Origin of the sequence: Devosia oryzisoli (assembly GCF_014837245.1) — a bacterium.
Taxonomy (GTDB): Bacteria; Pseudomonadota; Alphaproteobacteria; order Rhizobiales; family Devosiaceae; genus Devosia; species Devosia oryzisoli.
Genome location: NZ_JACYFU010000001.1, coordinates 576,322 through 588,649, shown reverse-complemented (window position 1 = coordinate 588,649; position 12,328 = coordinate 576,322). Strand labels below are relative to the sequence as shown.

15 protein-coding genes, 3 tRNA genes and 1 pseudogene are annotated in these 12,328 nt (G+C 62.1%); 9 read left to right on the top strand and 10 right to left on the bottom strand.

The features are described from left to right. Positions 1–336 precede the first annotated feature (336 nt). The 6 genes from rplL to secE form a co-directional block, all read right to left on the bottom strand. Positions 337–717 carry a 50S ribosomal protein L7/L12 gene (rplL, locus tag IC608_RS03010; RefSeq protein WP_191772536.1) on the bottom strand — a complete coding sequence of 127 codons (381 nt, stop codon included), beginning with the start codon at positions 715–717 and terminating at the stop codon, positions 337–339. A 57-nt stretch (positions 718–774) separates the two neighbouring features. Next, positions 775–1,293, bottom strand: a complete 519-nt coding sequence (gene rplJ, locus IC608_RS03005; RefSeq protein ID WP_191772535.1) for a 50S ribosomal protein L10 — start codon at positions 1,291–1,293, stop codon at positions 775–777. Between the two features lie 441 nt (positions 1,294–1,734). Further along, a complete protein-coding gene (gene rplA / locus IC608_RS03000) occupies positions 1,735–2,427 on the bottom strand; it encodes a 50S ribosomal protein L1 (RefSeq protein ID WP_191772534.1) in 693 nt (230 codons plus the stop codon). A 5-nt stretch (positions 2,428–2,432) separates the two neighbouring features. Beyond that, on the bottom strand, positions 2,433–2,861 hold the full coding sequence (rplK, locus tag IC608_RS02995; RefSeq protein ID WP_191772533.1) for a 50S ribosomal protein L11: 429 nt from the start codon (positions 2,859–2,861) through the stop codon (positions 2,433–2,435). Between the two features lie 154 nt (positions 2,862–3,015). Beyond that, complete coding sequence (gene nusG, locus IC608_RS02990) at positions 3,016–3,546, bottom strand: transcription termination/antitermination protein NusG (RefSeq protein WP_191772532.1); 531 nt, start codon at positions 3,544–3,546, stop codon at positions 3,016–3,018. A gap of 37 nt (positions 3,547–3,583) precedes the next feature. After that, positions 3,584–3,778, bottom strand: coding sequence for a preprotein translocase subunit SecE (gene secE / locus IC608_RS02985; protein WP_191772531.1), 195 nt, complete (start codon positions 3,776–3,778; stop codon positions 3,584–3,586). Between the two features lie 256 nt (positions 3,779–4,034). On the opposite strand from secE, the gene IC608_RS02980 reads away from it, so the two are divergent. Next, on the top strand, positions 4,035–4,301 hold the full coding sequence (locus IC608_RS02980) for a hypothetical protein (RefSeq protein ID WP_191772530.1): 267 nt from the start codon (positions 4,035–4,037) through the stop codon (positions 4,299–4,301). 195 nt (positions 4,302–4,496) lie between these two features. Here the strand turns inward: IC608_RS02980 and IC608_RS02975 are convergent, their stop codons facing one another. The 3 genes from IC608_RS02975 to IC608_RS02965 form a co-directional block, all read right to left on the bottom strand. Continuing rightward, positions 4,497–4,793 (bottom strand): hypothetical protein, encoded by a 297-nt coding sequence (locus IC608_RS02975; protein WP_191772529.1) that lies wholly within the window; start codon positions 4,791–4,793, stop codon positions 4,497–4,499. A gap of 73 nt (positions 4,794–4,866) precedes the next feature. Further along, positions 4,867–4,942 (bottom strand) — tRNA-Trp (locus IC608_RS02970). A gap of 81 nt (positions 4,943–5,023) precedes the next feature. Then, the gene (locus IC608_RS02965) at positions 5,024–5,953 is read right to left on the bottom strand and encodes an aldo/keto reductase (RefSeq protein WP_191772528.1); all 930 of its coding nucleotides are present in this window, start codon (positions 5,951–5,953) and stop codon (positions 5,024–5,026) included. A gap of 317 nt (positions 5,954–6,270) precedes the next feature. Here IC608_RS02965 and osmF point away from each other — a divergent pair, with 317 nt between their 5' ends. The 5 genes from osmF to IC608_RS02940 all read left to right on the top strand — a co-directional run bounded on the left by osmF (position 6,271) and on the right by IC608_RS02940 (position 10,756). Next, complete coding sequence (osmF, locus tag IC608_RS02960; protein WP_191772527.1) at positions 6,271–7,182, top strand: glycine betaine ABC transporter substrate-binding protein OsmF; 912 nt, start codon at positions 6,271–6,273, stop codon at positions 7,180–7,182. Positions 7,183–7,266: 84 nt separating this feature from the next. Further along, positions 7,267–8,460, top strand: a complete 1,194-nt coding sequence (locus tag IC608_RS02955) for an ABC transporter permease (RefSeq protein WP_191772526.1) — start codon at positions 7,267–7,269, stop codon at positions 8,458–8,460. Beyond that, entirely contained in the window at positions 8,457–9,392 is a 936-nt protein-coding gene (locus tag IC608_RS02950; RefSeq protein ID WP_191772525.1) for an ABC transporter ATP-binding protein, read from the top strand. Before IC608_RS02955 ends, IC608_RS02950 begins: the two co-directional genes overlap by 4 nt. Then, positions 9,389–10,141 (top strand): ABC transporter permease, encoded by a 753-nt coding sequence (locus IC608_RS02945; RefSeq protein ID WP_191772524.1) that lies wholly within the window; start codon positions 9,389–9,391, stop codon positions 10,139–10,141. Before IC608_RS02950 ends, IC608_RS02945 begins: the two co-directional genes overlap by 4 nt. A gap of 81 nt (positions 10,142–10,222) precedes the next feature. After that, on the top strand, positions 10,223–10,756 hold the full coding sequence (locus tag IC608_RS02940) for a DUF4142 domain-containing protein (RefSeq protein ID WP_191772523.1): 534 nt from the start codon (positions 10,223–10,225) through the stop codon (positions 10,754–10,756). A 58-nt stretch (positions 10,757–10,814) separates the two neighbouring features. On the opposite strand, the gene IC608_RS02935 is transcribed toward IC608_RS02940, so the two are convergent. Then, positions 10,815–10,888, bottom strand: a tRNA-Gly gene (locus IC608_RS02935). 183 nt (positions 10,889–11,071) lie between these two features. Here IC608_RS02935 and IC608_RS02930 point away from each other — a divergent pair. From IC608_RS02930 to IC608_RS02920, 3 genes and pseudogenes are all read left to right on the top strand, one after another. Beyond that, positions 11,072–11,156: transfer RNA gene (locus tag IC608_RS02930), tRNA-Tyr, on the top strand. 206 nt (positions 11,157–11,362) lie between these two features. After that, a pseudogene (locus IC608_RS02925) lies at positions 11,363–12,020 on the top strand (ABC transporter ATP-binding protein). A gap of 6 nt (positions 12,021–12,026) precedes the next feature. Continuing rightward, a complete protein-coding gene (locus IC608_RS02920; protein ID WP_191772522.1) occupies positions 12,027–12,278 on the top strand; it encodes a hypothetical protein in 252 nt (83 codons plus the stop codon). Positions 12,279–12,328: the final 50 nt, after the last annotated feature.

Genomic DNA, 12,328 nt, shown 5'->3' with positions numbered 1-12,328 from the left:
TTGTCTCGGAGGCAGATATCCAAAGACCCGACTATCAGCCGTCGGCGCTCAGGATATATGCCTGGTCGTGTGGATCGCTGGATGCCCTAACCAACCCAGCCCGATCCGCGGCTGGGTCACAGACACGTGACTAAAGCCAAACGCCCCGCATGCGAGCGACTCGCAGCGAGGTCATCAGAGGCTTCAGAGTGCCCGAGACATCCAAAATCGTCATATATTTCCGCAATTGGGGCCCGAACCCATCCAATCGGTCCCGGCCAATCGTTCCTGTAGAAAAAGGAACAGCGGAATGGCACATATAGCGCCATTCCGCTTATTTCAAGGCAAAAGTCGAAATTACTTAAGTTCGACCTTGGCGCCAGCGCCTTCGAGCTTCTTCTGAATGTCTTCAGCTTCAGCCTTCGAAACGCCTTCCTTGACGGCCTTCGGAGCGCCTTCAACCAGGGCCTTGGCTTCGCCGAGACCCAGGCCGGTGATGGCACGGACTTCCTTGATGACGTTGATCTTGTTGTCGCCGAAGGAGGCGAGGATCACGTCGAATTCGGTCTTTTCTTCAGCGGCCGGGGCGGCAGCACCGCCACCAGCGGCAGCAGCGACGGCAACCGGAGCGGCGGCGGAAACGCCCCACTTCTCTTCGAGCATCTTGGACAGCTCGGAAGCTTCCAGGACGGTCAGGGCCGAAAGGTCGTCAACGAGTTTGGCGAGATCAGCAGCCATTTTCTACTCTTTCCAGATTGTGTTTCAGTTCGAACGTTGAGGTAGTTTGGAACGGCCTTAAGCCGCTTCGCTCTTTTCTGCGTGGGCCTTGAGGACGCGAGCAATGCCCGCACCCGGCTGCACGAGAATGGAAGCGATGTTCGTTGCCGGCTGCTTGACGAGACCTGCGAGCTTGGCCCGCAGTTCGTCCAGCGACGGCATGGTCGCCAACGCCTTGACGCCATCGGCGTCGAGAGCGGTCTGACCCATGGCGCCACCGAGAATGACGAACTTCTGGTTCTTCTCGGCGAAGGCTGCTGCGATCTTCGGCGCAGCAACAGGATCTTCCGCATAGGCGATGACGGTCGGGCCTGTGAACAGGTCCGATATGTCCGCGACATCGACTTCCTTCAGAGCGAGCTTGGCAAGGCGGTTCTTGGCGACCTTGACCTTGCCGCCAGCCTTCTTGACCTGCACGCGCAGGTCAGTGAAAGCGGCGACGGTCAGGCCGGTATTGTGCGCGACGACGATCGATCCAGCGCCCGTAAGGGCTTCCTGGAGCGAAGCGACGACTTCACGCTTTTCCGCTCTTTCCAAAGCTAGTCTCCACTAGTTGGCCCCACCCCGCACGAGGCGGCCTGGAGCCGTTGCCAATTGCTGCCCCCTGCCCTTGCGGACCGGGAAACAACGGTTAGTGCCTGCCAACCGAGCGCCCGCGAGGGGCAACTGGCTTAGGTTCGAACCTCAACTCGGGACGCAGGGTCCAGGAATTGGGTCTCACCCCGTCTATTGCTGGCTCCGGAACGGAATTAACGGCATGACGCCGGCCGGCAGTCTCGGACAGGACTTAACGCAGCTCCCTTGGGAGCGGCGAAACCGGGCGAACTTGCCGCCCGGAATTCTTGTGATGGGGCATATAGCCCAATCCAACCACCTCGTCACCACCCGGCTTGCCCGGGTGGTCCATGGAAGGTGCGGCCATCGCTGGATTGCCCGGACGGGCCGGGCAATGACGATGGACGGAGAGACTATGGCCTCTTAGAGCGCCGTGCCCGGCTCGACGCCGATGCCGGGGCCCATGGTGGAGCTCACGGCAACCTTCTTGACGTAGGTGCCCTTGGCGCCAGCCGGCTTGGACTTCACCACGGCGTCGGTGAACGCCTTGATGTTCTGCAGCAGGGCTTCTTCCGAGAACGACACCTTGCCGACGCCAGCGTGAATGATCCCGGCCTTCTCGACCCGGTATTCCACGGCACCGCCCTTGGCAGCGCCGACGGCACCCTTGACGTCCATGGTCACCGTGCCGACCTTGGGGTTCGGCATCAGGTTGCGCGGCCCGAGGATCTTACCCAGGCGACCGACCAGCGGCATCATGTCCGGCGTGGCAATGCAGCGATCGAAGTCGATCTTGCCGCCCTGGATGGTTTCGAGCAGGTCTTCCGCACCAACGATATCCGCACCGGCGGCAGTGGCTTCGTCGGCCTTGGCGCCACGGGCGAACACGGCGACGCGAACGGTCTTGCCGGTGCCATTGGGCAGGTTGACGACGCCACGGACCATTTGGTCTGCATGACGCGGGTCAACGCCGAGGTTCATCGCGATCTCGACGGTTTCGTCAAACTTGGCCGAGGCCTTCGACTTCACCAGCTTCACTGCGTCCTGCAGCGGGTAGAGCTTGTTGGGGTCGATGCCTTCACGGGCAGCGGCGACCTTCTTTGCGATCTTTGCCATATCTATCAGCCCTCGACCTGGATGCCCATGGACCGGGCGGAACCGGCGATCATGGTCATTGCGGTGTCAACGTCGTCCGCGTTGAGATCCTTCATCTTCTTTTCGGCGATGTCGCGCAGCTGAGCCTGCGTGATCGTGCCAGCGCTGTCCTTGCCCGGAGCCTTGGAGCCGGACTTGAGGTTGAGCGCCTTCTTGATGAAGTAGGTCACCGGCGGCTGCTTCATCTCGAAGGTGAAGCTCTTGTCGGCATAGGCGGTGATCACGGTCGGAATGGGCGAACCCTTTTCCAGCTCCTGCGTGGCCGCGTTGAAGGCCTTGCAGAATTCCATGATGTTGAGGCCGCGCTGACCCAGCGCAGGACCGATCGGCGGGGACGGCGTGGCAGAGCCAGCCGGCACCTGGAGCTTGATATAGCCCGTAATCTTCTTGGCCATTTTCTTTCCTTCTCTGTTGCCCTTGCGGGCAGGTGAAGCCGTGGTGCGGTTTCCTGGCGCTGGCTAAGCGCCATCCCCTTCCACGGATTTTGCCGGATCGCTCCGGCCACTCCGGCTCACGCCAGAATTCTGCTAGATCGCCTGAGCGACCCGATCAGACCTTTTCGACCTGACCGTATTCCAGCTCCACAGGCGTCGGACGACCGAAGATCGAAACCTCGACCTTGAGGCGCGAACGCTCCTCGTCCACTTCCTCAACGATGCCATTGAAGCTCGCGAACGGACCGTCGGACACCCGCACATTCTCGCCGACTTCGAAGCTGACGGACGGCTTGGGATGCTCCACGCCTTCCTGCACCTGCTGCAGGATGGACATGGCCTCCGCTTCCGAAATCGGCATCGGCTTGTTGTCCGCACCGAGGAAGCCGGTGACCTTGGGCGTGTTCTTGATGAGATGGAACGCCTCGTCGGTCATGTCCATCTTCACCAGAACATAGCCCGGGAAGAATTTGCGTTCCGCATCGACCTTGCGGCCACGACGGATCTCCACGACCTTCTCGGTCGGCACGATCACGTCTTCAAACAGGTGCTCCAGCTTCTTCTGCGCCACCTTGAGGCGAATATCTTCCGCCACCTTGCGCTCGAAGTTCGAGTAAGCCTGAACGATGTACCAGCGCTTCGCCATACCGCGTTGCCGCTCCCAGTCTAAAGTTGGACCCGCCTCAGCGGATCGACAGCATCAAAGTCACGAGCCAGGAAATCACCATGTCGGCGACCAGGAAGAAGACGCTGGCAAAAGCGACGAGCACGAGCACCATGATCGTGGAAATCACGACCTCGTTGCGGCCCGGCCAGGTCACCTTTCGGACTTCCGAGCGAACCTGCTGGAAGAATGTCACGGGATTGGTACGGGCCATACGACTCTAGCTCTAGCTAACTTGGTGCAAAACCAAAGGCCGCGCAGGAATCCCGCACGGCTGGAGTTTGGCTATCTAGAGAGTTTGGCCGCAGTTTGCAACAGGCGCCCAGAGAAGAATCACCCGCCCGGTACCGCCCACAGGCTGAACGGGCTGTAAAGGATAAATGTGCGATTCTGTGGATTCTGCTTGCCAACGGCGATTTGTTCGGCTTCGATCCAAATGCGGCCAAAACGTGGCACGTTGGGAGAGCGTGATGTCGTTCGAGGTCATATCCTGTCAACTGATGCACTATGGTCCCCACCGGACCATGCCTCAGCGCGTAGACGGTTCGGTTCGAGTTCGCGTGCGCGAAACGTTCATGGGCACCACCACCGAATATGTGCTGGATCTCAAGGTGAAGGCGGATTGCGGTCGTGCGCCGCATGAAGAGGTGCGCACGGCGCTCCTGACCCACGCTGCCCAGCAATTGAATAAGCTCAAGGCGCGCCATTCGGAAAAGCTACCGGTCGCTGCCGAGTAACAGCGGTCATAGGCGGAACGCTCTCCTGCCCCAAGGAATTACTTTGGGATTCTGGAGGAGAAAATGACGCTTATCATGATCATCGGCATGCTTGCTGTGCTCGCGGTCCTAACCACGCCCAGGATTACCTGAACGCTGCCCATCTGCCGGCTTAAACCGGCGGTCAGTCTATCTGACTATTCCGTAACTGCTGGGTTACGGGATTCGGATTGGCACGACCGGCTGGGTGACCATGTCGAGCTTTCGCTGCAGGATCAGATTGTCCAGCATCCGCCGGGTCTCTTCGATCTGCAGCTGCAGCTGGATGTTGCGCGACGCTTCGTAGAGTTCCCGCTGCTGACAGAGCAGGCGCGCGTGATTTTCAGCGGTCATCTGGGCGCTGTCGCCGGCCGCAGGAGCGGGGCACGCCGCCAGCACCGGCGAGGCGATCAGGAAAACCGCAATCGCCGCAACGCCACCAAACGTTTTCGAGACGTACTGAAGCTTGTTCATCGAGCGGAAACGCTCAACGCCGCCACCGGGTTCATCACGAAAAAGAGCGGCACAATGATGTTTTGGGAGGGCCTGGCAGGGGCTGGGGGACTCGAACCCACGACCCTCGGTTTTGGAGACCGATGCTCTACCAACTGAGCTAAACCCCTTCAGGCGAGGCCGTGTCTAATCGCAAAGCGGCGGCGATGCAAGAGTGTCCTGCACCGTCGCTCACGATCAGGCAGACAGCGTCACGGCACCTTGTGACCAGCGGCACGGAACAGCTTGTACCAGTCCTCGCGACCGAGCCGGATTGATGAACCTGCCGCAGCCTCGCGCACCCGCTCCGGCTGTGTGGTCCCCAGCACCACCTGGATATTGGCCGGATGCCGCGTGATCCATGCGACGGCGATGCCGGAGGGCGTCGCCCCATGCTGGCGGGCCAGAGCCTCCAGCAAGTCATTCAACTCGGCGTAGTTCTCGCGGTCCCCGATGAAGACGCCGTCGAAAAACTGCTTCTGGAAGGGGGACCACGCCTGCAGCATCATCCCCTTGAGACGGGAATAATCGAGAAGGCCGTTGTCGCGGTCTATGGACTGGTCGAGACCCGCCATGTTGGCGGCGACCCCCTGCGCGAAGAGGTTGGCGTGGGTGATGGACAACTGAACCTGGTTGAAGAGCAGAGGCTGGCGCACGGCGCTCTTAAGGAGTTCGATCTGTCCTGGGGTGTGGTTCGAAACCCCGAAATGTCGCACCTTTCCTGCGGCATGGAGCTTGTCGAAGGCAGAGGCCACCTCCTCGGGCTCCACCAGGGTATCTGGCCGGTGCAGCAGCAGCACGTCCAGATATTCCGTCCGCAGAGCAGCCAGAGATTCATCGACGGTGCGGAGGATGTGGTCCTCGGAAAAGTCGAACCAGCCACGCCGAATGCCGACCTTGCTCTGGATGAGCACCCTGCTGCGCTGCTCTGCCGACAGGCGCACCGCCTGCCCGAACCGCGCTTCACAGCGATGGCGCTCGCCGCCGTAGATGTCGGCGTGGTCGAACACGGTGACGCCGGCATCCATGGCCTCGCCGACGAGGCGCGCAATCGCTTCGTCCTCCATCTCCGCTATGCGCATCAGGCCCAGCACCACACTGGACACGGTGAGATCGCTGTTGGGAACGGTATAAGTCTTCATAAGAACGTCGCCTTGAGGTGAGCGAATTGAGGAGCGCCAGGGACATGAGCGGGCGGAAAGCAGTTGATTTCGCGGACCGCCCGCGGGCATGCTGACAAGATCGGACAGTATCGTTCCTTACCGATGGAGTTCAATCAAGCAGTCGGGCAGATTTTCTGCCCTGGTGCCCGCGAACCAAGTCGCCCTCTCACTCATTGGAGGTTCGGCAAGCGTCAGGTTCTTGGAGCACTTGTTATCCGATAGCACGAGCTTGGACCGCACCGGCCAGACCCTGGTCGGGAAAAACGGGGATGACCCCGGAGAACAAGGAGAAATACATGCGCCTGACATCCTTGCTGCTGAGCGCAGCCACGGCCCTTACATTCACCGCGGGCGCCGCTCAGGCGCAGGTCGTCGTTTCGTCGAAGATCGATACCGAGGGCGGGGTCCTGGGCAATATCATCATGCAGGTGCTTGAGGCTAATGATATCCCGGTTGAGAGCCGCATCCAGCTAGGGGCGACGCCGATCGTGCGCGAGGCCATCACCGCCGGCGAGATCGACATCTACCCCGAGTATACCGGCAACGCGGCCTTCTTCTTCGACCGGGCGGACGAGCCGATCTGGAACAATGCGGAAGAGGCCTATGCCGAAGCCGCCAAGCTCGACTACGAGGCCAACAAGATCGTCTGGCTGAGCCCGGCCCCGGCCAACAACACCTGGGCCGTCGCTGTTCGCAACGACGTCGCCGAAGCCAACAATCTCTCGACCTTTACCGAGTTCGGGCAATGGGTATCGGGCGGGGGTGAGGTGAAGCTGGCCGCCTCTTCCGAATTCGTCAATTCCCCGGCGGCCCTGCCCAAGTTCCAGGACGTCTATGGCTTCACGCTGACGCCTGATCAACTCGTCGTACTTTCGGGCGGCGACACCGCGGCGACAATCGCGGCCGCGGCCCAGCAGACAAACGGCGTTAACGCCGCCATGGTCTATGGCACCGATGGCGGCATCGCGCCGTCCGGGCTCAAGGTGCTCGAGGACGACAAGGGCGTGCAACCGGTCTACCAGCCCGCGCCGATCATCCGCGAAGAGGTGCTGAAGGAGTACCCGCAGATCGAAGAACTGCTCAAGCCCGTCTTCGCCGGCCTGACGCTGGAAGTGCTGCAGGATCTCAACGGCCGGGTCCAGGTGGGCGGCGAGCCGGCTGCCGCGGTGGCAACTGACTATCTCACCAAGAACGGCTTTCTGAACTGACATTGCCCGGGCGGAGGCTGCACCTCCGCCCGGCTTCCTCTGCGGCCGTCGCTATCTCACCTCGCCCTGGACGCAGGAGGCTCAATGAGCGTCACCTCCGCTTCGCCGTCGCATGATCGCCCCCACTGGCTGGCGCTGGACAGACTGGGGGTGCTCATCACCCTCATTCTCCTCAGTAGCTTCCTGCTGCCATTCGCGCTGTTCAGGGCCAATCGTATCCTCCTTGGCGATGGCTTGCCGCTGCTGGCTTCCATGCAGCCGGTGGCCGCCTCTGTCCTGCTTCTTGCTCTTGCGTTTGGCGTGGGCGCGGCGCTCCTGCGCCTGCCGGCCCTGATCAAGCTGGCCGCAGGTTTCGGCGTTCTGACGATATTGTTCATCGCCATGGGCCTTTCTGCCGAAACGCTCATGCCGGCGGACAACAACTATGCCCGCGTTTCTCCCGCTGCCGGCTTCTGGGTTCTCGTCTTTGGCCTTGCCCTGCTGGTGACCGACGCGCTGACGCGCCTGCGGCTCGGGCCATGGACCCGCATCGGGATCCTCCTCGGCGTCTGCGGGGCCTTCTGGGCGCTACTCTGGAGCGGCCTCTGGAACGAGTTGTCCATTCTCAAGGAATACGCCAACCGCGCCCCTGCCTTCTGGAATGAGGCCAGGACACACCTGCTGCTGGCCTTCGGATCGGTCGCCATAGCGGCCATTGTCGGCATTCCGCTTGGCATACTCTGTTACCGTGTGCGGCCAGTTCGGGCCGCGCTGCTCAACATCCTCAATATCGTCCAGACCATTCCCTCCATTGCCCTGTTCGGCCTCCTTATCGCGCCGCTGGCCTGGGTCGCTGCGAACGTGCCTGGGGCAAAGGCATCGGGCATCTCCGGCATCGGCGTTGCCCCGGCCGTTGTCGCGCTGTTCGCCTATTCGCTGCTGCCAATCGTCTCCAATACGGTCGTTGGCCTCCTTGGGGTCTCGGCACCGGCCGTAGATGCGGCGCGAGGCATGGGCATGACCTGGCTGCAGCGCCTCGTGCAGGTCGAACTGCCGCTGGCCTTCCCGGTCATTCTGACCGGCATCCGCATTGTGCTCGTGCAGAACATAGGCCTGACGACAATCGCGGCCCTGATCGGCGGCGGCGGTTTCGGCGTTTTCGTTTTCCAGGGCATTGGCCAAACGGCAATGGATTTGGTCCTGCTTGGCGCAGTCCCCACCGTGGTCCTCGCCTTCGCGGCGGCGGTGGTGCTCGATGCCTTTGTCGAACTCACCAGCCGCGGAGGACGACGCGCATGATCGAGATCGATTCCATCGTCAAAACGTATGAGGGCGTGCCCGTCGTCGACGCTGTCAGCATGACGATCCAGCCGCACACCATCTGCGCGGTGGTCGGGACATCCGGCTCGGGCAAGACGACGTTGCTGCGCATGATCAACAGGCTGGTCACGCCCACTTCGGGCACCATCCGGATCGATGGCGAGGATATCCGTGGCATTCGACCCTACGAACTGCGCCGCCGCATCGGCTACGCCATCCAGGGGCACGGCCTCTTTCCCCATTGGACCGTGGCGCAGAACATCGGCGCCGTCCCGCGTCTGCTCAAGTGGAGCAAGGCCGACATTTCGGCCCGGATCAACGAGTTGCTGGAGCTCTTTCAGCTCGACCCTTCGCAGTACCGGGACCGCTTTCCGAGCGAATTGTCCGGTGGACAACAGCAGCGGGTCGGCGTGGCGCGGGCGCTGGCGGCCAGACCCAATATCCTTCTCATGGACGAGCCCTTCGGCGCGCTCGACCCGGTGATCCGAGCCAAGGCCCAGGAAGACCTGGTCGCCATCCAGCAGCGGTTCGGCACAACCGTGGTGCTGGTGACGCACGACATGGAAGAGGCCATCTACCTGGGCCACAACATTGCGGTTATGGACGCCGGCAAGCTGCTGCAGTTCGCCCCGCCCAAGCAGGTCATCGGCCGGCCGGCCACCCCCTTCGTGCAGGAACTGATCGGCACGAGCGAGCGGCCATTCCGCCTCCTTTCCCTCTCCAAGATCGCGGATCACCTCGAAGACGGCGATGCGGACGGTGACCCCCTACCCGCAACCGCCACGTTACGGGACGCCTACTCCGAACTGCTCTGGTCGGGCCGATCTGCTGCGCCTGTCGAAAAAGACGGGCGGCTTGTCGGGCGGGTCAGCCTCGATGCTCTGGCCCGCCTGGCGGCGAGACCGCAATGAAGCCAGGCCTTCTCCTGCGTGTTTTCGCCCTTGCCCTGCTGATTGTGCTGCTGGTCGCGCCACAGGCGTTCCGCGACTTTTTTGCGCTCTTCGTGCGACCGACGCAGCCGCCCATCTACACCCAGGGCAACCTGCTCGACATCACACTGAGCCATCTGATGATCGTTGCGATTGCCATCGGGCTCTCCACCATGGTCGCCGTCAGCCTCGCCATCCTCGTCACGCGCCCATTCGGAGCCGAGTTCCTGCCGCTCTCCAGGGCCATCGCCAATGTGGGACAAACCTTTCCGCCCGTCGCCGTTCTCGCCCTGGCGGTCCCCATGCTGGGCTTCGGAACGGCCCCGACCCTAGTTGCCCTCTTCCTTTATGGCCTGCTGCCGATCTTCGAGAACACCTTGACCGGCCTCACCACGCTGCCCGAAGACGTCATGGAAGCCTCGCGCGGGGTCGGCATGACGGGCTGGCAACGGCTCACACAAGTTGAGCTGCCTCTCGCCTTGCCGATCATTCTCGCCGGCATTCGCCTCTCGACCGTCATCGCTCTGGCCACCGCAACGATCGGTTCGACGGTGGCCGCCCGGACGCTGGGCGAGGTGATCATCGCGGGCCTGACGACGGGGAATACGGCCTTCGTTCTTCAAGGTGGTCTTATCGTCGGTGTGCTCGCGGTCCTGATCTACGACTCGCTTTCGGCCCTCGAGAAGTGGCTGGCGCGCCGGACGGGCCGCCTCACCCGCGCCGACGCCTGAGGGACGTCCTCTGCAACTTGCGGCAAGTGCGGATCGAAAGCGGTTTGTTCTGGTTGAGAGACACCAACCAAGAGACCTACCATGAAAATCCGTGCACTCCTTTTAACCACGGCTCTGGCTTTTACCGTTCCAGCCATTGCCCAGGAAGCCGCAGCGCCGTCCAACGCCCAGGTCCAGCCGATGAACGTGACGGACCCGACGGAATTCGCCACCATGGCGGCGCCAAGCAACATGTTCGAAATCGAATCCAGCAAGCTGGCGCTTGAGCGCGCCACCAGCGAGGACGTCAAGACATTTGCCCAGCAGATGATCGACGACCACAGCAAGGCCGGCGAAGCCATGAAGGCTGCTGCCAGCCAGGACGGCGTCACGCCGCCGAGCGAACTCGACCAGAAGCATCAGGAGATGCTCGATCAGGTCAGCCGTGCAGAGGGCGACGCTTTCGACGCCGCCTACGTAGCCGCACAGGTGCAGGCCCATGACGAGGCCGTGGCGCTCTTCGAGGGCTTTGCCAACACTGGCGAAAACAGCGCCCTCAAGCAGTTCGCTGAGACGACCCTGCCCACCTTGCAACAGCATCGCGAGCATATCCGCACGCTTGCCGCAAACTACTGACGCAAGCTGCCGGGAGGGCCATGCACCCTTCCGGCGCCAGAACATGTCATGGGAGTGATGGAGCGGGTAGCGGGAATCGAACCCGCGTATTCAGCTTGGAAGGCTGCTGCTCTACCATTGAGCTATACCCGCACGCCGGACCGGCAGGACGTCGATTAGCGCGATCCTGCCCCGGCTTGCAAGAGTATGTGTGCACGCCCGCCGATTTCTTTCGTGAACAGCGCGCTGGGGTGTTGACACCTTTGCAGCAGCCAACCATAAACCGCCCCGACGACGCGCCATCGTATCGTTGTCCTGCCCGCGAGTGATCTTTGTGGAGGGGTGGGAGAGTGGTTAAATCCATCAGACTGTAAATCTGACGCCTTAGGCTACACTGGTTCGAATCCAGTCCCCTCCACCACCGCCTCTCAGACATAACCAAAACTTCCAGGAACACCGGGGCTGCGCGATCGCGTGTTATCCAGTTGTGGCCGCACCAGCGCCGTTTCGCGGTTTGTTGGAGAGGTTTGACGGCGATCAAAGATCGTCGCGCGAGTTTCGGGAACGACAGAGGTTGGTGCTGCGCCACCGCTGCTGCGAACCAAGGGGCTGACGAAAATCTACAGGATGGGCGAGGTTGAAGTCCTTGCCCTCGACAACGTCGATTTTTCCGCACGAGCAGGTGAGTTCGACGTCATCCTCGGGCCATCGGGCTCGGGCAAGTCGATCTTCCTCAACCTTGTCGACGGCCTCGACATCCCAACGTCGGGGGAAGCGTGGTTCCTTGACCACCGCTTGGCCTCGGTCAGCGAAAGCGCCCTCACCCGCTACCGGCGCGAACATGTCGGGGTTCGTCTTTCAGTTCTATAATCTGGTCCCGAGCCTGACCGCCCTCGAGAACGTCAAGCTGGTGACGGAAATCTCGAACCGGCCGATGCGCCCCGAGGAGGCGCTCGACCTCGTCGGTCTGTCCGGTCGCATGCACCACTTCCCGGCCCAACTCTCCGGCGGCGAGCAGCAACGCGTCGCCATTGCCAGGGCTGTGGCCAAGCGGCCCGACCTGCTGTTGTGCGTGCCCACGGGGGCGCTGGATTCGCGCACCGGCGTGGTCGTGCTCGAGGCCCTGGTGCAGGTCAACCAGGAGTTCGGGACAACCACGCTGGTCATCACGCACAACGTCGCCATCCGGGGCATTGCCCACCGCGTCATCAACTTCGCCAATGGGCGCATCGCGTCGATCGAAACGAACCAGACCCGCCTTCCCGCCTCCGCGATAAGTTGGTGAAGCGGAATGCGCGCCCTCCACCTCAAGCTTCTGCGCGAACTGGGTCGATTGTGGGCGCAGGTGGCGTCTATTGCTCTCGTCATTGCCGCCGGGGTGGCGGCCCTGATCATCGGCGTCGGGACGTACCAATCGCTGGACCGCACGCGCGTCGACTATTACACCAACAGCAACTTTGCCGACCTCTTCGTCGGCCTCGCCCGCGCCCCCAGATCCCTGCTCGGCGATATCGGGGCTACGGATGGTGTCCAAGCCGTCTAGGGACGCATCGTCAAGCTGGCTCCGGCCGACATCGAGGGGCTCGATGAGCC

Coding starts and splice junctions, on each gene's coding strand:
- rplL (WP_191772536.1), bottom strand. CDS start 717: ATGGCTGCTGATCTCGCCAAACTCGTTGACGACCTTTCGGCCCTGACC.
- rplA (WP_191772534.1), bottom strand. CDS start 2,427: ATGGCAAAGATCGCAAAGAAGGTCGCCGCTGCCCGTGAAGGCATCGAC.
- rplK (WP_191772533.1), bottom strand. CDS start 2,861: ATGGCCAAGAAGATTACGGGCTATATCAAGCTCCAGGTGCCGGCTGGC.
- nusG (WP_191772532.1), bottom strand. CDS start 3,546: ATGGCGAAGCGCTGGTACATCGTTCAGGCTTACTCGAACTTCGAGCGC.
- secE (WP_191772531.1), bottom strand. CDS start 3,778: ATGGCCCGTACCAATCCCGTGACATTCTTCCAGCAGGTTCGCTCGGAA.
- IC608_RS02980 (WP_191772530.1), top strand. CDS start 4,035: ATGTCGTTCGAGGTCATATCCTGTCAACTGATGCACTATGGTCCCCAC.
- IC608_RS02975 (WP_191772529.1), bottom strand. CDS start 4,793: ATGAACAAGCTTCAGTACGTCTCGAAAACGTTTGGTGGCGTTGCGGCG.
- IC608_RS02965 (WP_191772528.1), bottom strand. CDS start 5,953: ATGAAGACTTATACCGTTCCCAACAGCGATCTCACCGTGTCCAGTGTG.
- osmF (WP_191772527.1), top strand. CDS start 6,271: ATGCGCCTGACATCCTTGCTGCTGAGCGCAGCCACGGCCCTTACATTC.
- IC608_RS02955 (WP_191772526.1), top strand. CDS start 7,267: ATGAGCGTCACCTCCGCTTCGCCGTCGCATGATCGCCCCCACTGGCTG.
- IC608_RS02950 (WP_191772525.1), top strand. CDS start 8,457: ATGATCGAGATCGATTCCATCGTCAAAACGTATGAGGGCGTGCCCGTC.
- IC608_RS02945 (WP_191772524.1), top strand. CDS start 9,389: ATGAAGCCAGGCCTTCTCCTGCGTGTTTTCGCCCTTGCCCTGCTGATT.
- IC608_RS02940 (WP_191772523.1), top strand. CDS start 10,223: ATGAAAATCCGTGCACTCCTTTTAACCACGGCTCTGGCTTTTACCGTT.
- IC608_RS02920 (WP_191772522.1), top strand. CDS start 12,027: ATGCGCGCCCTCCACCTCAAGCTTCTGCGCGAACTGGGTCGATTGTGG.